Consider the following 21,569-nt stretch of genomic DNA (forward strand, 5'->3'; position numbering starts at 1 on the left):
GCCAGGTACCGCCACGGTACAGGATCCGGACCACCCTTCATCGCCTCGCATATTTGAATGTCCCCTGCGCGCTGGCGATCAGCAGCCGGTCGTCGATCCACGCTTCCCCGCGACAGAAGTAGATCGACCGCCCCTGTCGCTCCAGGAAGCCCTTCGCCACCGCCTTACTGCCGAGCCCCCGGTCCAGATAGTTCACCGTAAGCGACAACGTGAATGCATGCAGCGGCACGTCTTCCGTGGTGTGAAGGCCAGCGTAGCCGCACGCTGCGTCGAGCAGCGTGGCGATCGCGCCGCCCTGGAGCACATGCTGCCGGTTCAGATGCTCCGGCAGGACCGGCATGGTGAATTCGGCATAGCCGGCGCGCCATTCGGTGAACATTGCGCCAAGCGATTCAAGAAACGGATTGTCGAGTTCGAAGTTCGCCACGGGTTCTCCCGGCATTGATCACTGCACCGATCTTCCAACACTTCTTCAACGTGCGCCACGCGCAAAAAAAGACCCGCACGCAAGCGGGTCCATTACATGTCGATGTTTCGAAGCGCCGTCTGCGCATCAGGGCGCCGAAGCCGCCGTTCCCTTCGCTGCCTTCTCGGCATCGACCTTGCGCTGCGCGTCCTGAATGTTCTGCGGATAATTCTGCTGGTCCCCGCCGGGCTGATAGCCGTTCTTCTCGAGTTCCTTCAACTCTGCATTCTTCTTCGCCCGCGCGGCCTTTTTCTGCGCCTTCTTGACTTCCTTCGGCGTGGACGCGACCGCATCCGGGGCCGCGGTCTGCGCCATCGAGACGGGCGCCCATGCGAGCCCGATGCCGATCGATGCCACGATAGCTGCTGAAACGGCGCGAACTTGGAACATGACAAATTCTCCAGAGAGGACCGCGTTATTGTCGATTCGCCGATACCCGACGTGAGCGCATCCGGTGATCCGGCGCGGCGATTTGGCCCGCCGTCGTCGATCCAGCCTCACACGGCGGCCGCTACGTGAAGATAACCCGCTTTGGGCTTCGACGCTCTACGAAGTATTCAGCGCTTCGTGCGCAAGTCGAGCGCAAGAAACACGAACGTCGCCAGCTTGCCGAGACACTCGACGGCCGAGAGCGTCGCGAGCCAGCGCGAATGCGCATACTCGACGGGAATCTCCGGCGCCATCGCGAGCACGCTCATCAGGCATACGAAGAGCAGCACGTACCTCGCGAAGAGTCTGCGCCTGAGCGCCAGTCCGACTATCAGGAAGAGCAATGTCTTCGATGCGAGCACGGCCGCGATCTCCTCCGGACTGCTCATCGGGCCACTGCTCGCGTACGCCGTGCCGTCCGCGCCCGCGCTACCGGAGATGTCGATTTCCCACGGCACTTCCACGAGCGACCATGCGACCACGAAACACGCCGATGCGGTCACGCACCGCCCGATGCGCCGCGCATCGCCGGCCACGTCAGGCAGATCGCGCCGGCGCCAGAACGGCGCGAGGCCGCTGACGGGCGGATCGTCGTCGGGGGAGAGATGAGTCATCGCGATGCTCGTAAGAATCACGCGCCACGAAGGCGCTTCGTTTCGCTTATCGCAATGCTCGATGATGCGGTGCTGCCCATATGCGATCCCCAGACTTGTTCAGTTCAGCGTAGGCGATCAAAAAAGCGAACTCCATCGGGCAATGCACGATGCGATGGAGGCCAGGCTCTATTGCCCGGCGCATCGTCGAAGGAATGAATTACATTGGGGAATACGCGCGTCGCAACGGCGCGACGCACGCGCCGCGCACGCGATGGACAGACGCTGGACGACGACGAAGCGGTCAGCGGCCGCGCGGATGCGCGAGGAAGAAGCGCATCATTTCGGCGCTCGCATCGGGACCGGCGGGATCGGTATAGGTGCCGCGCGAACTGCCGCCCGCCCATGCGTGCGGCGCGCCGTGAATCGTCCATGACTCGGCATCGACACCGCGTGCGGACTTGAGATGCCTCACCGTACACGCGTGGCCGTCGCCCGCCGCATGCGCTTCGTGACGCTGCACCGAGGCTTCCACGTCGAAGCCGCGCACGAGTTCGGTCGCGTTGGCGAGATGCACGGTCTTGTCGGCGTCGCCGTGAAAGACGATCAGCGGACGCTCGGGCGCCTGCGTCGGCGCACGATGCATCTTCATTCCCTTGCGCTTGCCGCCGCGCATCGCCGCAAGTGCGGAAGGCAGGTCGTGCGCCGCGCCATGCGCGAGGCCCGAGTGAATGCCCGCCGCGGCATACAGCTCGGGGTATGCGCGGATCATGATCGCCGCCATCGCGCCGCCCGCCGACAAGCCGGCGACATACACCCGCTCCGGATCGACGCGATGACTCGCCATCACGTCGCGTGTGATGTCCGCGATCAGCGACGGCTCACCCTTGTCGCGTTCCTGGTCGCCCGGCTTGAACCAGTTCCAGCATTTCGACGCGTTCGCGTGCTGCGGCTGAATCGGATACGCGACGATGCAGTTGTGCCGTTCGGCGAGCGCGTTCATCTGCGTGCCGGAGGCGAAGTCGTTGGCGTCCTGCGTGCAGCCGTGCAGCATCACGACAAGCGGCAGCGGCTCGTCGCGATATCCCGACGGCACATACAGCCGATATTCGCGCATGCCCGCGGCGTTCGCGCAGGAGCGCGTCGTGAAGTGGCCGCGATCCTCGACATCGAGGTCCGTGCGTTTGAACGTCCTGGCTTTCGATGCCGGTGCTGGCGCCGGTGCCGGTTCGGGCGTGGGCGCAGTTGCAGGTGCCTCGTGCGCGCGGCCATCGTCGGCTTCCTCGCCGCGCAATGCGCGCTGGATCGCTTCGGTCGCTTCGGCCGGGCTGCCATTGCGCAGCAGCGCCATGACCTTGTGCATCGAATTCATAAAGCCTTCGTTGAGTTTCATCTTTGTTCCAGTTGTCGTGTGAGGGGCGCTAGCCGATCCGGTCGGCAAGCGCGGCCTTGACCGCGGGCGAAGCGTGAAACGCTCCGAGCACCACGATCGATTCGATCGTGGCAAGTGCAAGTTCCGCGGAAACGTCGGTGGCGATGCTGGCAAGACCCAGCACCTGAATCTGCAGACGCTCGTTGGCGGCAAGCGCCGCTTCGAGATCGCGTTTCGAGAAATGCTGCATGCCGAGCACGAGTTCGCGGCGCGTCACGGTCTCGCTGACGACGTTCGCGTGGATCGCAAGCTGATTGCGGATCGCCGTGCGGATCAGGTCCGTCCTGTTCGAGTAAAAGCCCTCTTCGACGAGCAGGTCGATCTGCCCGAGATCGACAGGACCGAGGTTGATCGTGATTTTTTCGCTCTCGCCACCTTTCGGGCGCGGGGCTTCGATTGCTGTTTTTGCCATTCTAGCCATCCTATTACCATCCAATGGGATGTTTATAGGCTGGTTATGGCCAAGAGTCAACGCAAAAATACAGGGACGCAACGCGGCGAACGGCGAGTCGGATCAACGGAAGGCAGGGAGAAAATGCGGATGGCCGATGGCCGGAGGCGGGGTCGAGGCACGCCGCGCGGTGCCCGGCAGGCCGAAAATGGCCGCCGAATGCACACTGCGGGCGGTCCGCTGAAAAGCGGGATGAATCGATAAAGCGTCAGGCAATACGTTTAGTTATAGCCGCGCACGACGCGGCTTGGCTGGCCATCCTCCGCGCCTTCGCCGGCGAAGCGTCCGCAGACTTCGGCGACATACTCCGGCTCTGCGCAGACCTGGCTCGAATGATGGGATTGGGGTGCTTGTTCGTCGCCGGCGGTATCGGCGTCGTCCAACCACGTCGCGAAAGTCGCATGCGTGTTGGTGTCCATGTGTCGCTCCTTGTGGAAGTCGATGGAAAGGTTGGCCTTCACTGAAAGAGTGCGCGCTTGAAAGGCGAAGCGCCCTAGTGGATTTTCTCGATGGACGGCGGGCGAGCTCGCTGGCGCCAGTGCCTCGCCGCCCCGGCAGGCGCCGGATGTTGCCAGAACAACACAGCGCCGCACACTTTGATGAAGCTAAAAAAATGCCCGGGCGGACCCGGGCAAATACCAACCACAAAGGATGCCTTACGTTGCACCGCATCAGACCACGTTCTTTTCGACGATCGGCCGGTTCGAGAGCACCCGCTCCCAGCCAAGCGACGACAGGTCTAGCGTCGTATAGCGGCCGTGCAATACCAGTTCGCTGACGCCGCGTCCGGTAGCCGGTCCCTGTTGCAGTCCATGGCCGCTGAAACCGTTCGCGAAGAGGCAGTTGTCGATGTCCGGGTGACGCCCGATGATCGCATTCTGGTCGAGCACGTTGTACTCGTAATAGCCGGACCAGCAGTTCTCGACGCGCAGCGCCTCGAACCCCGGCACACGATGCGCGAGCGCCGGCCAGATGACATCGTCGAACAGCGCGTGATCGACTTCGTCGAGCGGCAGGTCGTCGGGATCGTTGTCCGCCGACGGCGACGTGCCGCAGATATAGGTCCGCCCTTCAGGGCGAAAGTACACGCCGCCCGGATCGATGAGGAGCGGACACGGCGCAAGCCTCGCCGGCGACGACACATTGAAGATGCTGCGCCGTCGCGCCCGCACGGGAAGCTCTATGCCGATCATCTGGGCGACGCGGCTCGACCACGCGCCCGCGGCGTTCACGACCGCGTCGCAAGCGTAACGCTCGCCGTTCGACGCGAGCACATACGTGACCGTGCGCCCTTCGCGCTTCATGCCGGTAACGTCAGAAGCCACATAACGCGCGCCGAGGGCCTGCGCCTTCTTGCGCAGCGCCTGCACGAGGCCGTAGCCGTCGAACCAGCCCTCGCCGCTTTCGCCAAAGGCACCCGCTGCGAGATCGTCGGCGTTCAGCCATGGAAAGCGCTCTTGCAACTGCGGCTTGTCGAGCAGGCTGATATCGGCGCCAAGACTTCGCTGAAGCGCGTGATTCGCGCGCAACGTTGCCTCGCCGGCGGGCGTCGCGAGAAAGAGATAGCCGCCTTCGTGCAGGTCGATCGACGGCTTCGCGCCATTCACCTCCAGCCGCTCGCCGATCGAGCGCAGGAACTCGATGCCATAAAGCGACATCTGCACCGAGAGCGGCGTCGAAAACTGCTGCCGGATCGACGCCGCCGACAACACGGACGACGAACGCGCGTACGTCGGATCGCGTTCGATCACCGTGACCTCGACGTCCGGCGCGCTTGCGCGCAGAAAGTACGCCACCGAACTGCCGATCACCCCGCCGCCGACGATCACCACTTTCGAAGCCATTGCCCGGTCCGGTTGGTTCAGCCGATCGAAAAATCGATGCCCTGTGCGAGCGGCAGTGCCGACGAGTAATTGACCGTGTTGGTCGCGCGGCGCATGTAGCCCTTCCACGCGTCCGATCCGGACTCGCGGCCGCCGCCGGTTTCCTTCTCGCCGCCGAACGCGCCGCCGATTTCCGCGCCGCTCGGCCCGATGTTCACGTTCGCGATGCCGCAGTCGCTGCCCGCCGCCGACAGGAAGCGCTCGGCTTCGCGCAGGTCGGTGGTGAACGCGCACGACGACAATCCGTGCGAAGCCGCGTTGTTCGCCGCGATGGCTTCGTCGAAGTCGCTGTAGCGCAGGACGTAGAGAATCGGCGCGAAGGTTTCGGTGAGCACGACCTGCGTCTGCGCTGGCATCTCGACGAGCGCCGGGCGCACGTAATAGCCCTCTTCGCAGCCCTTCACCTCGACGCGCTCGCCGCCGGACACCGTGCCGCCCTCCGCTTTCGCCTGTTCGAGCGCCTGCTGCATGCGCGCGAACGACGGCGCGTCGATGAGCGGACCCATCAGCACACCCTTCTCCAGCGGGTTTCCGATCGGAACCTTCGCGTATAGTTCTTTCAGGCGCGCGACGGTGTCGTCGTAGATGCTTTCGTGCACGAACAGGCGCCGCAGCGACGTGCAGCGCTGTCCCGCCGTGCCGACCGCCGAAAAGAGGATGCCGCGCAGCGCGAGTTCGCGATCCGCGCTCTTCGATACGATGCCCGCGTTGTTGCCGCCCAGTTCCAGGATCGAGCGTCCGAAGCGGCGCGCGACTTCCACGCCAACCGCGTGGCCCATCGCGGTGCTGCCCGTCGCGCTGACGATGTCCGAACGCGGATCGGCGACGAGTTGCGCGCCCACTTCGCGTCCGCCGATGACGAGCGCCGTCAGCCCTTCGGGCGCAGAGCCGAATTCCGCGATCGCATCCTGCATGATGCGATCGACGGCGAGCGCGGTGAGCGGCGTCTTTTCCGACGGCTTCCACACCACCGCGTTGCCGCAGACGAGCGCAAGCGCGGCATTCCACGACCACACCGCCACCGGGAAATTGAACGCGGAGATCACAGTGCAGACACCGAGCGGATGCCATGTTTCCGCCATCCGATGGCCCGGACGCTCGGAGGCGATCGTGAGGCCATAAAGCTGGCGCGACAGGCCGACCGCGAAGTCGCAGATGTCGATCATTTCCTGCACTTCGCCGAGCCCTTCCTGCAGGATCTTGCCCGCTTCGAGCGAGACGAGCCGTCCGAGCGCTTCCTTCTTCTCGCGAAGGCGGTTGCCGAGAAGCCGCACAAGTTCGCCGCGCTGCGGCGCCGGCACGTCGCGCCATTGCTCGTATGCCGCGCGGGCACGGCCGAGCACGGCATCGACGTCCGCCTGGCCGTGCGTCTTCACGCGTCCGATGAGCGCGCCGGTGATCGGCGAGGTGACGTCCATGTCGCCGCCGTCGGCGAGCTTCGTAATGCCGAGTTCGGCGAGAATCGAATTAGCGTCCACAATGACTCCTTGTATTTCCGATACGAAACTAAAGCGGGTCGGCCCACTATACACGACACCGCCCGCTGACCGCAGCGCAACCGGCGCTCTAGGTAAAAACCATGAACTGGTATGGCGCTTTCATACCGTTATAGCCGATTGGTCCCGGTGGAACATGAAGAATTCACGGACCGCATCGATGTTACTATCGGAAACTAAGAGAAAGAAAACATTCGACCCATGGCGACCAGAAACACCGAAGCGATCACCGAACAGTCGACATCCGATCTCGGACGCAGGGTCAAGGCCGCGCGGCTCGCGAACGACCTCACGCTCGAAACCGCGAGCCGGCTGTGCGGCGTGTCGCGTTCGGCGTTGTCGAAGATAGAGAACGGGCTGATGTCGCCCACTTTTGACGTGCTGCAGAAGATCGTGCGCGGCCTGGAGATCGACCTCGGCGCGCTGTTCGGCTCGGCGTCCGCGCCCGGCGCGAGCGGCCGGCGCTCGCTCACGCGCAAGGACCAGGGGCAGCGTCACGCGTATCGCGGCTACCAGATGGAACTGCTCGCCACCGATCTCGCGCACAAGGCGATGCTGCCGTTTCGCATCCGCATCACGGCGCACACGCTCGACGCCTTCGACGACTGGGGCCGTCACGAAGGCGAGGAGTTTCTGTATGTGATCAGCGGCAGCGTGTGCCTATATTCGGAGCTATACACGCCGACGCATCTGAACGCCGGCGACAGCCTCTATTTCGACAGCCGCACCGGACACGCGGCCGTGTCGACGAGCGAGCAAGACGCAGAAGTGTTGTGGATGGCGACGGGCGGCGTCGTTCCGCAGGCGGGCACTTAGGTCACGCGCGCACGCTGCTTCTTTGCCGCAGGCGCTTTCGTCGCCTGAGTTGCAGGCGCAGCGGCAGCCGGTGCCTGCACGCTGCGCTTGAAGTACGGCGAACTCAAGGTGGCCGCGCCCATGTCGGACGCAGCTTCGAGCAGCGCGGGCGCGAGCGCCTTCAGACGCGCTTCAGGCAGACGGCTCGTCGGCCCGGCGAGACTCACCACACCCACCACGACGCCCGTCACCGGATTGCGGATCGGCGCGGCCATCGACGTCATGCCGGCTTCGTACGTTTCGCTCGCGATGCCATAGCCGCGCTTGCGCGCGCCCTGCAGGTCCTGAAGAAACTGCTGGATCGTTTTGGGCGCCTTCGGGCCGCCCTGCCCCGGCTTGCCGAGCCCGCCCTGACGCGAGACGAGTTCGAGCGCTTCCTCGTCGGAAAGCGACGACAGCCACGCCTGCCCGCTCGCCGTGCAATGCAGCGGCGGCTGGCTGCCCATGTCGGGGTCGTAGCGCAGACCCGACTTCGCGCCCTGCGCCTTGCCGACGAACGTGATGTGATCGTCCTCGACAACGCCGAGCCGCGCCAGTTCCCCCGACGCCGCCGCCAGCCGGTCGAGCACCGGCTGAGAGACGTCGAGCACGCCGCCCGTCGAGAGATAGATGAGCGCGAGCGACACGAGCTTCAACGCCAGCATGTATTCGCCGTGCTCTTCGTCCTGACGGACATAGCCTTCGTCGATCAGCATCGACAGCAGCCGGTGCGTGCCGCTGCGCGGAATGTTGAGCGTGTCCGCGATTGCGGCGAGTTGCATGCTGCCACCGTTCTTCGCCAGCAACTCTATGATCCCGAGCGCGCGTTCCAGATTGCCTGCCATTGCTTCCTCAAGGAATGTCCGATTCTCAATGAGAACACGATTCCAGCTCGGAACTCAATAGAACGACGCGGGCACGCACGAAAATTTGCGCGACTCAACTCAGCGCGTACGCCTTGTCGAGCACTGCGAGCGTCGCTTCGCGCAGCTTCTTCGCGCGCTCGACCGCCTTCGCGGTCTTCGCCCAGCGTTCCATCGGCACTTCGATGCTCACGGGCACGCCGTCCGGCAACGCGCGCAAAATGCCCGCGAGATCGAGGCCGCCTTCGCCGGGAATCATCCGCTCGCAGCGCGCCTGGTAGAGCAGTGTCTCCAGGTCCTTCGGACGTTCGGCGGGGGCATCGCAGAACTGCACGTAGCCGAACCATTCGCGCGGCAATGCGCGCAACTCGTCCGTTGACGAACCGGCGCGGTCGAAGTGAAGCGGATCGACGATGAGGCCCGTGTTCTTCGCCCCCGACGCCTTCACGATCCGTGCCGCCCGCACGATGTCCTTCGCGTCGGTCCACGGCATCGGTTCGAGCGAAGGCGTGAGGCCGAGCGGCGCCGCGAGCTCACACAGTTGCGCGAGGCGATTGGCGGTGCGCGCTTCGTCGGGATCGTTGCCCGCGACGAGCAGATAGCGCGCGCCGAGTTCCGCGGCGGTCTGCATCATCGGCTCGTAAGCGCGCACATCGGTGTCGGGCTTCAGGCGCAGGATCTCCGCATCGAGCACGCGTATGCCGGTGTCCTTCAGGCGCGCTAGCGTTTCGCGTTTCAACGGCGTATCGCCGACGATGTCGTGACGCACTTCGTGATCGGTCGCGGGCAGAAGCCGCAGGCCGACGAAGTCATAGCCGGCTTGCGCCGCGCATTCCACCATCTGCGGCGGCGTGAGTTCGAGCACGGTCAGCGCGGAAAGCGACAGCGGGCGCAGGTTTTCCTTTGACATGTGCCCTCCTTAGCGCAGCGGCGAAAACGGCGCGGGCACGTAGATGGTCGATTCCATCGTCGTGAGGTGCGCGGGTCCGCCCTTCGGCGGCCAGATGCCGTCCTTCACGGCTTCGGCACGGATACGCGAACGCTCGTCGACGCTCTTGTACGGCCAGATGTTCAGAAAGCGCGGCACGGTGCCGTCGAGCGCATACATCGCGCCGACGAGCGGCGAGCGCTGCGTGCGTTCCGGCACGGCGTTCTTCCACGCATCGATGGTGTGCTGAAGGCTCGCGAGCTTGGTCCCGTAGACGCGCATCTCGTAGATGCCGCCGTACTCGGCCGGTTCGATCGGCGGCAGGAAGGGGAAGAGCGAGTAGCTGTCGACGCTCACGTCCGTGACGAACTCGCCGCAGTTGAACGGATTGCCTTCGAGCAGCAGGCGGCGTCGTTCGGCGATCAGCGCCGCTTCCGATTCGAAGCCGCGCAACACCATCACGCGGCCGAGCGCGCCGATGTCCGAGTACCAGCAACCGAGCAGTTTCGCGCCGGGTTGCTCGCTGTTCGCCCTGATGTTTTCGAAGACCTGCGCATTGGTGCCGATTTTCACCGTGAGCGTCACTACGTCGTAAAGAGTCATTGCATTGTCCTTGCACGTTTGAAAGTTGAAATGTCGGCGACGGCTTCGGATTGAAGCGCCTCGGCGAGCGCGATGCCCGCGAGATAGCCGAAGGTCATCGCGGGCCCGAGCGTGATGCCGCCGCTCGGATAGCAGCCGCCCATCATGCTGGCCGCGTCGTTGCCGACGGCAAAGAGGCCGGGAATCGGCGCATGGCTTTCGTCGAGCACGCGCGCCCGGGCGTCGGTCGCGAGGCCCGAGAACGTGCCGAGGCTGCCGGGCAGCAGCTTGACCGCATAAAACGGTCCATCGACGATCGGCGCGAGACACGGATTCGGGCCGTGCAGCGCGTCGCCCTGCACGCGGTTATAGGGCGTCGAGCCCTTGTGAAACAGCGGATCGAAGCCGTCCTTAGCGTAGGCGTTGTAGGTGGTCACGGTATCGACGAGCGCTTGCTGATCGATGCCGCATTGAGCCGCGAGTTCGTGCAGCGTGGCGGCCTGCTTCAGATAGCCGGAACGTCGATACGGCCCGACCGGAAACGGAAAGGGCTTCGAAAAGCCGAGCCCATAGCGCCGCTGGAAACGATGATCGCAGACGAGCCACGCGCACACTTCATCGCCCGGATGCGTCGTGCCGATAAGCGCGCTGATGAAGTCGTGATACGACGAAGCCTCGTTGACGAAGCGCCTGCCGCCGCGCGTCACCGCGATCACGCCCGGCTTCGCGCGCTCGATCAGATGCGGGAACGCCGCTTCCGGCTTGCCCTTTCCCTTCGGCACGAGCGACACGGGCGCCCATGCGGCGGGGGTGTCGAGCGAAGCGTCGAAGTGCGCGCCGATCGCTTCGCCGAGACGAATGCCGTCACCGGTATTCGAGCGCGGCGCCGCGGACCAGTGTTCGCGCCCCGACGGCGTATACGCGAAGGTCTCCGCGCGGCGCGCGATGTCGTGCGGATAGCCGCCGCATGCGAGCACCACGCCGCGCGCCGCGCGCACCACATGCATCACGCCTTCGATCTCGACGCGCGCACCCGTCACGCGATTGCCCTCGCGCAGGATCTCGACGGCCCTGGCCCGCGTGCGCAAGTCCACGCCGCGATCCGCGGCGGACTTGAGCAACCGCGCGACCAGCGCGTTGCCGTTCACGAGATGCATCGAACGCCCGTAGCGGAGCTTGTGCCCCGCGAACGCGACGAGCCGCCGCGTGACATGCCACGCGGAGCGCAGCGAGCGCGTCGCGTTGAAGAAGTGCGCGAGGTCCTGTCCCGACCCGATCGCCATGCCCTTGATGGTGACTTCATCGAGTGGCGGGCGCAGCTTGTCGATCAGCGGTCCGAGCTCGCGGCCGTCGAACGGCATCGCGCACACCGAGCGGCCGCCCTTCGCAGCGCCGTTTGTCGTATGGAAATCGGGGACGCGGTTGCCGTCGATGAATCGCATCGACGTGTTCCGCTCGAAGAACTCGACCATCTGCGGGCCGTGTTCGAGCAGCGCTTCGGCCTTGTCGGCATCGAAGTGCGCGCCAAGCTCGCTCTTCAGATACGTGCGCGGCGCCTCGATGTCCTCGACGATGCCCGCGCGCGTCGCGAGCGGACTGCGCGGAATCCACATCCAGCCGCCCGACCACGCGGTCGTGCCGCCGAACACGTCTTCCTTTTCGGCGACCATCACGGAGAGACCGCGCGTCGCGGCGGTCACGGCGGTGGCGAGACCGCCTGCGCCAGAGCCGAGCACCAGCACGTCACATTCGAGAATCGGTTCCAGCTTCATGGGGAGTCTGCTTCGTTCGGTCGGTTTCATCATGCGGTCGTCGCGATCTTGTTCTGGCTGGCATTCGCGCCAGCGCGCGCGCGCGCCGCCGCGTGGCGCCCCGCGAGATAAGCGAACGCGAGGCCGGGACCTAACGTGATGCCGGGACCGGGATACACGCCGCCCATGACCGACTGCATGTCGTTGCCGCACGCGTAGAGGCCGCCGATCGGCTGGTCGTCGCGGGCGAGGACGCGCGCGTTCTCGTCGGCGACGAGGCCGGTCGCCGCGCCGATGTCGCCCGGATAGAGGCGCACCGCGTAGAACGGCGCGCGGCCGATCGGACCGAGACACGGATTCGGGCCGGTCCACGTGGCGTCGCCGTTCGCGCGCTGGTAGTCGGTGGTGCCGCGCTGGAAGTCGGGATCGACGCCCGTCTCGGCATAACGGTTGATGCGCGCGATGCTGTCCGCGAGACCGGCCGCATCGATGCCGAGCTTCGACGCCAGTTCGCCGGGCGTGCGGCCTTCGGTGAGATAGCCGTCGGCGAGAAACGGTCCGAGGCCCTTGCCGCCCGGACGCACCATGCCGAGGCCGTACTTGCGCAGGCCTTCGGCGTCGGTGACGAGATACGCCGGCACCGACTGGCCTTTGCGGTTCGCTTCCTGCATCGCGATGCCGAACAGGTGATACGAGGTGTTCTCGTTGAGAAAACGCCGGCCGTCCTTGTCCACGACGACCATCCCCGGCTTGCCGCGGTCCATCAGGAAATGCGGGAAAACGGCGGTCGTGCCGTCGCTGCGGCGGCGCACGGAGACTGGCGCCCAGAACGCGTTCGAGAGCGCGCCTTCGCCGTAGCGCGCGCCAGCGGCAAGCGCGAGATCCTGCGCGCTCCCCGCGTGTCCGGGCGCGCCGGGGCACCAGCTTTGATCGGCGCCCGGCAGCATCGCGGCGCGCCTGGCCGGATGACGGTTGAAGCCGCCGCTCGCGAGAATCACGCCGCCCTTCACGGCGATGCGGCGACGCTCGCCCTTGTGCGTCAGCGTGATCGCTTCGACGCCGTGCGCGCCCTGATGCAGCGCCTCGACTTTCGTGCCGACCACCACCGTCACGCCGCGCGCGAGCAGCGAATACAACAGGCGCCCGATCAGCGCATTGCCCATCACGAGCCGCGTGCCGCGCGGCCAGCTCATGCGGTCGCGGGCATGGCGCGCGAGCAGCTTCACCGCGTGACGAAGCGACGCAAACGACTTCGTCATCTTCAGCAGATGCCCGACGTCGTCGCGATCGACCATCATGCCGCCGAGCACGGTGAACTCGGGGATCGGCGGACGGATCAGCGCGAAGTCGCGGCCGAGCTTGCGGCCGTCGAACGGAAGCGGTTCGAGCGCACGGCCGCGCAGCGTCGAGCCTTCGAGCTCGGACAGATAGTCGGGGTGGAACGGCCGCGCGCGGTATTTCACGTCCGAGTTCGCTTCGATATGCGCGACCGCCTTCGGCCCCGCCGCGAGGAACGCGCGGCGCATCGCTTCGCTGCTGCGCGTGCCGACCGCGCGTTGCAGGAACGCTTCGGCGTTCTGCACCGAATCGTCGCGATTGACGTCGGCTGCGTGCTTCGAGCCCGGAATCCAGGTTGTGCCCGCCGAATACGCGGTCGTCCCGCCGACATACTCCGTGCTTTCGACGAGCAGAACGCGCGCGCCGTCGATGGCCGCGAACAGCGCCGCCGACATGCCCGCTCCGCCAGCGCCGACGACCACGACATCGAACGTATCGTTCTGTCCCAGTCCGCCCAGTGTCTCCACCATTTCAAACTCCTTTGGCTTCGTTCGTTCCGGCTCGCCAGGCGATCCGTCATCGATGTGGAATATTCTTTGATGTTGGAATACTATTCCACAAATGCCAATTTGCAAACGGTTTTTTCAAGACGAAGGAGACGAGGATGAGAGTGCTGGTCACCGGTGGAAGCGGATTTCTTGGGGCGTGGGTCATGCGGCGCCTGCTCGCGCGGGAACTGAACGTGCGTGCTTTCGACGTGCGCGAGGACCGCCGACTGCTACGCGCGCTGGCACGGCAGCGTGCAGCGAGCGCGGAATGGCAGACGGGCGACATTTCATCCGCGAGCGACGTCGCCCGCGCAATGCACGGCTGCGACGCGGTGATCCATCTCGCCGGCGTGCTCACGCCTGCGTGCGCCGCCGATCCGGTCCGGGGCGCGCAGATCAACCTGATCGGCACGCTCAACGTGTTCGAAGCGGCCCGCGCGGCCGGCTTGAAAAGCGTGTTGTACGCGAGCAGCGCGGGCGTCTTCGGTCCCGACGACGGCGTCACGCCCTTTCCTCAGACGCATTACGGCGCGTTCAAGCTGGCTTGCGAGGGATCGGCGCGCGCTTACTGGCACGACCACGGGATCGCGAGCGTCGGCTTTCGGCCGCTCGTCGTGTATGGCGCGGGGCGCGAAAGCGGATCGAGCGCGGGGCCGAGCCTCGCGTGCCGGGCGGCGGCGCGCAACACGCCGTACACCATCCGGTTCACCGGATCGACGGGTCTCGTCTTCGCCGAAGACGTCGCCGCCGCATACGAAGCCGCGCTGCTGCGCGATCTCCGCGGGGCGCATGCGTTCACGCTCGCGGGCGAGATCGCCAGCGTCGAGACGGTGATCGCGCAGATCGAATCGATCGCGCCGGGCGCGCGCATCGATGCTGCGGGCGCGCCGCTGCCAATCACAACCTCGTTTCCCGCGGACCCGGAACTCGCGCGATTGCTGCCCGGTCTGCAACAGACGTCGCTCGAAGACGGCCTGCGGCAGACGGTGGCGTTCTATCAGGAAAGCACGCTGTAACGTCGCCGCCCTGTCTTTCCCAACGAGCCGTCCATCGGAACACTATTCCAGATTTAATTGTTGAATACAATTCCACTTCAGATTAAAGTTCACCTTGTCTTTGCCCGCATCATACTGGGCATGAAAAAGCGGATTCGACATGGAGGCAGCACAATGGATCAGGACAACTCGTTTTCGGCATCGCTCGACACGGGCTTGAGCGGCGCGACGCGCGTGTATTTCATCGTAGGCGATCCGATTGCGCAGGTGAAATCGCCCTCGGGCGTGACGGCTGCGCTGCGCGCGGCGGGGCGCGACGCGATCGTCGTGCCGGCGCATGTCGCGCCGGACGACCTGCCCGGATTCTTCGCGGCGGTGGCGCGGATGCAGAACGCGGACGGCGTGATCATCACCGTGCCGCACAAGTTCAACGCGACGCAATATTGCGCGACGCTTTCCGACGAAGCGAAATTCCTCGGCGCGGTCAACACGCTGCGCCGGCAGGCGGACGGCTCGTGGCACGGAGGCATGTTCGACGGCACGGGTTTCGTCGCGGCGCTGGAGGACGCGGGTTGCAACCTGAACGGCAAGCGTGCGCTGCTTGTCGGGGCGGGCGGGGCCGGGTCGGCGATCGGGCACGCGCTCGTCAATGCCGGCGTCGCCTCGCTCGCAGTGCGCGACAACGACGCCGCGCGTACCGGAGCACTCGTAGCGCGCCTCGCGGAACTCGGACTTGGCAGCGCGAGCATCGCTGCAAGCGACGTGGCCGCTGAAGACTACGACGTCGTGGCCAACGCCTCGCCGATGGGCATGCGTGCCGAAGACCCTTTGCCGATCGACGTGTCGCGCATGCCCGCGACGGCTTTCGTCGGCGACGTGGTCACCAAGCCGCCGCTCACGCCGTTCATCGAAGCAGCCCGCGCGCGCGGCTGCGGCACGGTGACGGGCACGCAGATGTTCGGCCGCGTGTGCGACCGCATCGTGCAGTTTCTCGTGGAAGCCTGAAGCAGCAACGCGTGCGCGTCAGACGTGCAGGTGTTCGTGCTGCGCGGCATCGTCGCCGTGATGATGCCGCGCGCGCTCGATGGTCGCGGGAATCGTATGCAGATGCGCGTAGCGCACCCCGCGCTGGCTCGTCACGCTGTTCGCGAACACAGTCACATCGTGCGCCCGACCGCGCAGCACCGACGATTCCAGCAGGCTTTCGTGGTCCAGATGCACCCGCATGCTCGCTACCGAGAGATCGTGGCGGTCATGATGCGCCTGCGTGATGCGCCGGGCGAGATCGCGCGTCGCGTGATCGTAGACGTAGGTGAGCGTCGCGATGCATTGCCTGCGCGAATCGTCCGCGGGCTCGCGCGCCTGGCTCTCGCGCACGATGTCGCGCAGCGCCTCCGAACGGCTCGTATAGCCGCGTGCGGCCATCAATGAATCGACGACGGCGAGCAGCTCGTCGTCGATGGTGATCGTGATCCTCTGCATATACCCTCCTTGCGGCCATCGGCCCGTCGGCGTTCATGCTATCTGATCGTTTTGGCAGTGTGACGATATTTATGAAAAGTATTATCCTGTGCGGTCCTCTCTGGAGAACCGATGACCCTCCTTGTCAAAGCGTTGTTCGGCTGTGAGCGTGGCACGCTGCGTCGACGAGTCGCGGGCCTTTACGCGTTCCTGATCGCGTTCAACGTGCTTGCATGGGGCTGGGCCTTCGTGACCTTCCACGGTCATCCGCTCTTGATGGGCACATGTCTCCTCGCGTATTCGTTCGGGCTGCGCCACGCGGTGGACGCCGACCACATCGCCGCCATCGACAACGTCACGCGCAAGCTGATGCAAGCCGGCGAACGCCCGATCACGGTCGGCCTCGCGTTCTCGCTCGGACATTCGACGATCGTCGTGCTCGCGTCGCTCTTCATCGCCGCGACCGCGACCGCGCTCCAGACGCGACTCTCGGGTTTCCGCGAAATCGGCTCGCTGATCGGCGCGCTCGTCTCGGTGTGCTTCCTCTTCGCGATCGCGCTGATGAATCTCGCGATTCTGCGCTCGGTGCTGCGCGCCTTCGCGCGCGTGCGGCGCGGCAAGCGCTACGCCGACGAAGACTTCGACATGCTGCTCGCCGGGCGCGGCTTGCTCGCGCGCCTGTTCAGACCGCTCTTTCGTCTCGTCAGAAAGAGCTGGCACATGTACTTCGTCGGCTTCCTGTTTGCGCTCGGCTTCGATACCGCGACGGAAATCAGCCTGCTCGGGCTGTCGGCGGCGGGCGGCACGCAGGGCATGCCGGTCTGGTCGATCCTCGTGTTCCCGGTGCTGTTCATGGCGGGCATGACGCTCATCGACACGACCGACAGCATCCTGATGCTCGGCGCCTACGGCTGGGCGTACGTGAAGCCGGTGCGCAAGCTCTACTACAACATCACGGTCACGACGATCTCGGTGATCGTCGCGCTCCTGATCGCGACGGTCGAAGCGCTCGGACTCATCGCGGACCGGCTGCATCCGGGCGGCGCGTTCTGGGACGGCATAGCAAGCCTGAACGACAACTTCGGGATGATCGGCTATCTGATCGTCGGGGTGTTCGTGCTGTGCTGGCTGCTGTCGGCGGCGGTCTACCGGTGGAAGCGCTTCGGGGAACTCGACGTCCGCTCGGAACCGTTCTGACCCGGCGCGCCCCCATCCGGCCACCTGCTTATGCAGGGTTTCGCACGGTCGTGCGCAAGACTAGTCTTGTGACTCCCGATGACGCCGCACGGCAAGGAGACTCGCAATGGACGGAACTCCAATCGAATACAAGGGCTGGGGGCTGACGCCGATCGTTTCCCGAACGCCCGAGGCCTTCAACGTGCTGTTACTCGTCGAGAAGCCGAACGGCATCCGGCGCGCGATGGGACCGCTCGGCAAGTTCGCCTCCGCCACGGTGGCGTGCTCGTTTGCAATCGAATACGGCAAGGCGCTGGTCGACGGGCGGCCGCTGCCGACGCAGACCCTCGGACGATAACGTCCCCGCCAGATAAAAAAAGGCCACGCTCGCGCGTGGCCTTCTTCGTTACACCAACTCGCCGCTGTCAGGCAGAAGCCTTCGCCAGCTTTTCCTCCGCCATCGTCTGGGCGCGCAGGCGCTCATAGTCGAGGTTGTCGATCGGCACCGCGTCCGGCTCGCCGAGATCGTTCAGGTGAATCCGATACGTCTCACGAGCGCTGTAAGCCGCCAGTGCTGCAATGACCGTCACCGCCAGCGTGATCGAGCCGACCGTCAGCGGGATGTTGTTCGATCCCGGCGGCGCGACCAGTGCGAACAGCGCAGGCAGGAGAGCCGTGATCAGCGTACCGACGTTCTGCGCAATCGCCATCGCCGAGACGCGTGAGCGGGTCGGGAACAGTTCCGGGTAGAAGCTCGGGAAGATCGCGTTATAACCCTGGTACACCACGCCCCACATGAGAAGCGACATCACGATCGCAAGCGGCACGTTGTGGATGCTGATCGCATACAGGTAGCCGAACGAGAGCAGGCCCGAGCCGATTGCGCCGACCATCACCGGCAGGCGTCGGCCGATCCGGTCAGACAAATCGCCGACATACGGAATCACCAGCACCGCGAGGATGTTGCCTGCGACCGGAATCCACAGGTACACGCTCTTGTGGAAGCCGATGCCGTACGAAGCCTGCACCGCGTAGGCCGCACCGAAGATCGTCGCGACGACCGGAATCACGTTCATCAGCGCCATGCAGACGACGCGGAACATGTCCTTGGAGCTGTACTTGAACGCTTCCTTGATCGGCGACTTCGGCACTTGCGTTTCGCCCGCTTCCTTCGCGAAAGCAGGTGTTTCCTTCACTTCGCGACGGATGATGTAACCCGCGAACAGCACACCAGCGGACATCAGGAACGGAATGCGCCATCCCCACGAATTGAACGAGTCTTCCGGCATGAAGTACGCAAGCGGCAGGAACACAGCGGCAGCCAGGATTTGTCCGGCCTGCACGCCTTGCAGCGTGAAGCTCGCATAGTAGCCGCGGCGTCCGAACGGAGCGTGTTCGAGAATCATCGAACTGGCGCCGGAGATCTCACCCGCAACGGCGAAACCCTGGACCAGGCGCAGCACCACGAGCAGCGCCGGAGCGGCCATGCCGATCTGGTGATAGGTCGGCAGGAGGCCGACTGCCATCGTCGATGCACCCATCAGGAACATGCAGATCAGGAGCACGGTTTTACGGCCGTGCGTATCGCCCCAGTGACCGAGGACGAACGCGCCGATCGGACGCGCCACGTAACCGACGCCATAAGTCGCAAGCGACGCGACGATCGCGGTCTTCGGATCGCCCGAGGGGAAGAACAGTTGCGGGAAGATCAGCGCGGCAGCCTGCGCGTAAATAAAGAAGTCGTAGTACTCCAGCGCCGAGCCGATCCAGCCGCTCGCGGTGGCCTTCTTTGCCTGATGCTCGCCCTGCGGCTCGTGGTCCATGGAACTAGCCATGTTTGTCTCCAGTATGGATGAATCGATTGAATCTTCAGTGAGTCTTCGCTCGCGTCTTCGCGGGGGCGCTTGTTGCGAACGACAGGCCGGATGGATCGCTGTCTTTCCCTCATCCGGCGACGCTTCCAGCGGTTCATGCGCGGGTCGCGTCGGGGTGAGTGGAGAATATGAGACGGCGACCTCGCAGGCAATGGCTTACGCAAGATTTTGTGCGATTATCGAACGCATATGTCCGATTAACGAACGTTTCAGGGGTTAGCACTAACCATTTGGTTAAAATTTTCGGAGCCGTTCAGCCGACGTTTGCCGATGTGCCGGATCGACGAAGCTCTTCCGGCACGAGCAGTTCCCGCAGATACGAATCGTCGGCGCGCACTGATTCGGCGAGCTCCGGATAGCCGAAGAAGTCGAGATAGAGCGGCGTCTGCAGGATCAGCATGTCGAAGCCCGGCTCGGCGGTGAGGCCGCGCGAGCGCGCCGCGCGCAGGAGCGGCGTCGGCTGGTTCTTCATCAGGATGTCGCAGACGGCCGCGGCAGCGCCGATCCGGCCGACGTCGACGGGCAGCGGATCGGTGGCCTTGAGGCCGAGCGGAGACGCGTTGACGACGACGTCGTAGCCCGCCGGATCGTTCGAAGACACATCGGCAGCGGCGATGCCGAAGTCGCGTTGCAGGAGCGCCGCCAGTTGCCGGGCTTTCGCGCGGTCCGGATCGAAGAGCGCGATCTCGCCGACGCCGGCCGCCGCCAGCGCCGTCGTCACCGCCGACGCCGCGCCGCCCGCGCCCAGCACGAGCACGCGCCGCCCCGCGTGGGCGATGCCGGCGCGCGCGAGCGAGCGCATGAAGCCGAGACCGTCGAACAGTTCGCCTTCGAGTTCGCCCGCCGCGTTGAGGCGCACGGCGTTGACCGCGTTCGCGGCGAGCGCGGCCGGCGACGCGCGATCGACGATGCTCGTGGCCGCCGCCTTGTGCGGAATGGAAAGCGACACACCGCCGACCGTCGGCGAGTCCAGCAACGCGCGCAGCGTCGCTTCGAGCCGCGCGGCGGGCACGCGCAACGGCACCATCGCGGCATCGATGCCGTGACGCGCGAAAATCGAGTTGAAGACTTCTGGCGCGCGCACCTGATCGACGGGATCGGCGATGCAGAAGAAGAGTCGGGTCGTGCCGGTGATGGGCATGATGTCGGGTCCTGGCTGTCGGAATGGGCGAAGCATAGGAGCGACGACCGTGACGCGACAGAGCAAAGCGGGCGCGAACGCGCGATAATCGCGCATATCGGTTCACTGATCGCACGGAACGAGGGTTATTGCTCATGACGAAGACATCGCTCGACAAGCGCGACTGGATCGCCGGACTGGAAAAGGGCCTGGCGATCCTGGAAGCATTCGACGACCAGCACGCCCGCATGACGCCGACGCAAGCCGCGATGCGCACGGGCCTCACGCGCACCGCCGCGCGGCGCTATCTGCTGACGCTGGAGCATCTCGGCTACGTGCAGACCGACGGCAAACTGTTCGGGCTGACGCCGCGCGTGCTGCGGGTCGGCTGGTCGTATTTCGATTCCGCGCGGCTGCCGCGCACCGTGCAGCCGTACCTGCAGCAACTGAGCGCGACGCTCGGCGAGTCGGTTTATGTGAGCGTGCTCGACGAATGGGAACTGGTGTTCATCGCGCGTAACGGCACCTCGCGCGTGATGACGACGGGCTTCGTGCTCGGCGCGCGCGTGCCGGCGCCGCTGACCTCGCCGGGCGTCGTGCTGCTCGCCCACAAGCCCGACGAAGACGCGGTCCGCCAATGGCTCGACGATACCGAGTTGAAGCCCTTCACGCCCCAGACGCTGACCAACAAGACGAAACTCCACGAAAAGATCCGTCAGGCGCGCGCGGACGGCTTCGCCGTGATCGAAGAACAGTTGCAACTGGGCGTGAGGGGTATCGCGGTGCCGATGAAGGACCGCCACGGCGAGGTCGTCGCGGCGCTCAGCACCAACATGCTGATCGGCAAGGAGACGAAGGAGGCGGCGCTCGCCCGCGTGCTGCATCCGCTGCAGGAGACCGCGCTCGCGATGCTCAATGTGATCTGAATGATCTGAGCGGCTAGCGGTCCACGATCGTGCTGAGGTTCGAGCGCACGCGCGCAAGCAGCGCGATCAGCTGCTCGCTCTCCGCCGCGCTGAAGCCGGAAAGCGCTTCGGCTGCGATTTCATCGCCGACGCGCCGCGCCGCGTTCAGCGCCTTCTGCGCCTTCGCCGTCATGCGGACCTGCCGCTCGCGGCGGTCGTCGGGATTCGGCATGCGTTCGATCCAGCCGCCCTCTTCCATGCGGTCGAGCAGCCGCCCGGCCGAGATCGGCGCGACTTCGAGCAGGTCCGCGAGCCGCGCCTGATTCACCTCGCCGTAATGCGAGAGATACGCGAGCGCGCGGCATTGCGCGCGCGTCAGATCGAGCGACGACTTTGCGAGATCGTCGAACCGCTTGCCGACCAGCCGGCCGACATCGGACACGAGAAAGCCGAAGCGTTTGTCGAGTTGGGTTTGCATCGCGTGATTATAGGGAAGCGGACGCG

23 protein-coding genes are annotated in these 21,569 nt (G+C 65.3%); 6 read left to right on the forward strand and 17 right to left on the reverse strand.

The genetic code is table 11. The features are described from left to right. Window positions 1-37: 37 nt before the first annotated feature. The 8 genes from AWB81_RS03085 to amaB all read right to left on the reverse strand — a co-directional run bounded on the left by AWB81_RS03085 (window position 38) and on the right by amaB (window position 6,732). Window positions 38-427: a PaaI family thioesterase gene (locus tag AWB81_RS03085; RefSeq protein WP_062632481.1), complete on the reverse strand. Its 390-nt coding sequence runs from the start codon at window positions 425-427 to the stop codon at window positions 38-40. 126 nt (window positions 428-553) lie between these two features. Beyond that, window positions 554-856, reverse strand: coding sequence for a DUF4148 domain-containing protein (locus AWB81_RS03090; RefSeq protein ID WP_062632419.1), 303 nt, complete (start codon window positions 854-856; stop codon window positions 554-556). A 167-nt stretch (window positions 857-1,023) separates the two neighbouring features. Then, on the reverse strand, window positions 1,024-1,509 hold the full coding sequence (locus AWB81_RS03095; protein WP_062632420.1) for a hypothetical protein: 486 nt from the start codon (window positions 1,507-1,509) through the stop codon (window positions 1,024-1,026). A 283-nt stretch (window positions 1,510-1,792) separates the two neighbouring features. Next, window positions 1,793-2,881 (reverse strand): extracellular catalytic domain type 1 short-chain-length polyhydroxyalkanoate depolymerase, encoded by a 1,089-nt coding sequence (locus AWB81_RS03100; protein ID WP_062632421.1) that lies wholly within the window; start codon window positions 2,879-2,881, stop codon window positions 1,793-1,795. A 28-nt stretch (window positions 2,882-2,909) separates the two neighbouring features. After that, window positions 2,910-3,332 carry a ribbon-helix-helix domain-containing protein gene (locus AWB81_RS03105; RefSeq protein WP_062632422.1) on the reverse strand — a complete coding sequence of 141 codons (423 nt, stop codon included), beginning with the start codon at window positions 3,330-3,332 and terminating at the stop codon, window positions 2,910-2,912. Between the two features lie 260 nt (window positions 3,333-3,592). Then, on the reverse strand, window positions 3,593-3,790 hold the full coding sequence (locus tag AWB81_RS03110; RefSeq protein ID WP_062632423.1) for a hypothetical protein: 198 nt from the start codon (window positions 3,788-3,790) through the stop codon (window positions 3,593-3,595). Between the two features lie 252 nt (window positions 3,791-4,042). After that, window positions 4,043-5,215, reverse strand: a complete 1,173-nt coding sequence (locus tag AWB81_RS03115; RefSeq protein ID WP_062632424.1) for an NAD(P)/FAD-dependent oxidoreductase — start codon at window positions 5,213-5,215, stop codon at window positions 4,043-4,045. Window positions 5,216-5,232: 17 nt separating this feature from the next. Next, window positions 5,233-6,732: an L-piperidine-6-carboxylate dehydrogenase gene (gene amaB / locus AWB81_RS03120; protein WP_062632425.1), complete on the reverse strand. Its 1,500-nt coding sequence runs from the start codon at window positions 6,730-6,732 to the stop codon at window positions 5,233-5,235. A 219-nt stretch (window positions 6,733-6,951) separates the two neighbouring features. Here amaB and AWB81_RS03125 point away from each other — a divergent pair, with 219 nt between their 5' ends. Beyond that, the gene (locus AWB81_RS03125; RefSeq protein ID WP_062632426.1) at window positions 6,952-7,566 is read left to right on the forward strand and encodes a helix-turn-helix domain-containing protein; all 615 of its coding nucleotides are present in this window, start codon (window positions 6,952-6,954) and stop codon (window positions 7,564-7,566) included. Here AWB81_RS03125 and AWB81_RS03130 read toward each other — a convergent pair. From AWB81_RS03130 to AWB81_RS03150, 5 genes are all read right to left on the reverse strand, one after another. Beyond that, window positions 7,563-8,429, reverse strand: coding sequence for an IclR family transcriptional regulator (locus AWB81_RS03130; protein WP_062632427.1), 867 nt, complete (start codon window positions 8,427-8,429; stop codon window positions 7,563-7,565). The two genes, AWB81_RS03125 and AWB81_RS03130, sit on opposite strands and share 4 nt — an antisense overlap. A gap of 94 nt (window positions 8,430-8,523) precedes the next feature. Then, entirely contained in the window at window positions 8,524-9,357 is an 834-nt protein-coding gene (locus AWB81_RS03135) for a sugar phosphate isomerase/epimerase family protein (protein WP_062632428.1), read from the reverse strand. A 9-nt stretch (window positions 9,358-9,366) separates the two neighbouring features. Then, on the reverse strand, window positions 9,367-9,978 hold the full coding sequence (locus AWB81_RS03140; RefSeq protein WP_062632429.1) for an NIPSNAP family protein: 612 nt from the start codon (window positions 9,976-9,978) through the stop codon (window positions 9,367-9,369). Next, window positions 9,975-11,729 (reverse strand): FAD-dependent oxidoreductase, encoded by a 1,755-nt coding sequence (locus AWB81_RS03145; protein WP_062632430.1) that lies wholly within the window; start codon window positions 11,727-11,729, stop codon window positions 9,975-9,977. Before AWB81_RS03145 ends, AWB81_RS03140 begins: the two co-directional genes overlap by 4 nt. A gap of 29 nt (window positions 11,730-11,758) precedes the next feature. Continuing rightward, entirely contained in the window at window positions 11,759-13,516 is a 1,758-nt protein-coding gene (locus tag AWB81_RS03150; protein WP_062632431.1) for an FAD-dependent oxidoreductase, read from the reverse strand. 134 nt (window positions 13,517-13,650) lie between these two features. Here AWB81_RS03150 and AWB81_RS03155 point away from each other — a divergent pair, with 134 nt between their 5' ends. Further along, window positions 13,651-14,550, forward strand: a complete 900-nt coding sequence (locus AWB81_RS03155) for an NAD-dependent epimerase/dehydratase family protein (protein WP_062632432.1) — start codon at window positions 13,651-13,653, stop codon at window positions 14,548-14,550. A 153-nt stretch (window positions 14,551-14,703) separates the two neighbouring features. After that, the gene (locus tag AWB81_RS03160; protein WP_062632433.1) at window positions 14,704-15,534 is read left to right on the forward strand and encodes a shikimate dehydrogenase family protein; all 831 of its coding nucleotides are present in this window, start codon (window positions 14,704-14,706) and stop codon (window positions 15,532-15,534) included. Between the two features lie 18 nt (window positions 15,535-15,552). Here AWB81_RS03160 and nikR read toward each other — a convergent pair whose 3' ends face one another. After that, window positions 15,553-16,011, reverse strand: a complete 459-nt coding sequence (nikR, locus tag AWB81_RS03165) for a nickel-responsive transcriptional regulator NikR (RefSeq protein WP_062632434.1) — start codon at window positions 16,009-16,011, stop codon at window positions 15,553-15,555. 111 nt (window positions 16,012-16,122) lie between these two features. Between nikR and AWB81_RS03170 the strand changes: the two genes are divergently transcribed. Further along, a complete protein-coding gene (locus AWB81_RS03170) occupies window positions 16,123-17,187 on the forward strand; it encodes a HoxN/HupN/NixA family nickel/cobalt transporter (protein ID WP_062632435.1) in 1,065 nt (354 codons plus the stop codon). 106 nt (window positions 17,188-17,293) lie between these two features. Further along, window positions 17,294-17,524, forward strand: coding sequence for a hypothetical protein (locus tag AWB81_RS03175; protein WP_062632436.1), 231 nt, complete (start codon window positions 17,294-17,296; stop codon window positions 17,522-17,524). A 67-nt stretch (window positions 17,525-17,591) separates the two neighbouring features. Here the strand turns inward: AWB81_RS03175 and AWB81_RS03180 are convergent, their stop codons facing one another. Both AWB81_RS03180 and AWB81_RS03185 read right to left on the reverse strand, forming a co-directional pair. Further along, the gene (locus AWB81_RS03180) at window positions 17,592-19,001 is read right to left on the reverse strand and encodes an MFS transporter (protein ID WP_087134779.1); all 1,410 of its coding nucleotides are present in this window, start codon (window positions 18,999-19,001) and stop codon (window positions 17,592-17,594) included. A gap of 292 nt (window positions 19,002-19,293) precedes the next feature. Further along, a complete protein-coding gene (locus AWB81_RS03185) occupies window positions 19,294-20,181 on the reverse strand; it encodes a shikimate dehydrogenase family protein (RefSeq protein ID WP_062632482.1) in 888 nt (295 codons plus the stop codon). Between the two features lie 134 nt (window positions 20,182-20,315). On the opposite strand from AWB81_RS03185, the gene AWB81_RS03190 reads away from it, so the two are divergent. Continuing rightward, the gene (locus AWB81_RS03190) at window positions 20,316-21,086 is read left to right on the forward strand and encodes an IclR family transcriptional regulator domain-containing protein (RefSeq protein WP_062632438.1); all 771 of its coding nucleotides are present in this window, start codon (window positions 20,316-20,318) and stop codon (window positions 21,084-21,086) included. Window positions 21,087-21,099: 13 nt separating this feature from the next. Here AWB81_RS03190 and AWB81_RS03195 read toward each other — a convergent pair whose 3' ends face one another. Next, window positions 21,100-21,543, reverse strand: coding sequence for a MarR family winged helix-turn-helix transcriptional regulator (locus AWB81_RS03195; protein WP_062632439.1), 444 nt, complete (start codon window positions 21,541-21,543; stop codon window positions 21,100-21,102). Window positions 21,544-21,569: the final 26 nt, after the last annotated feature.

The organism is Caballeronia arationis (genome assembly GCF_001544975.2).
In the GTDB taxonomy this organism is placed as follows: Bacteria; Pseudomonadota; Gammaproteobacteria; order Burkholderiales; family Burkholderiaceae; genus Caballeronia; species Caballeronia arationis.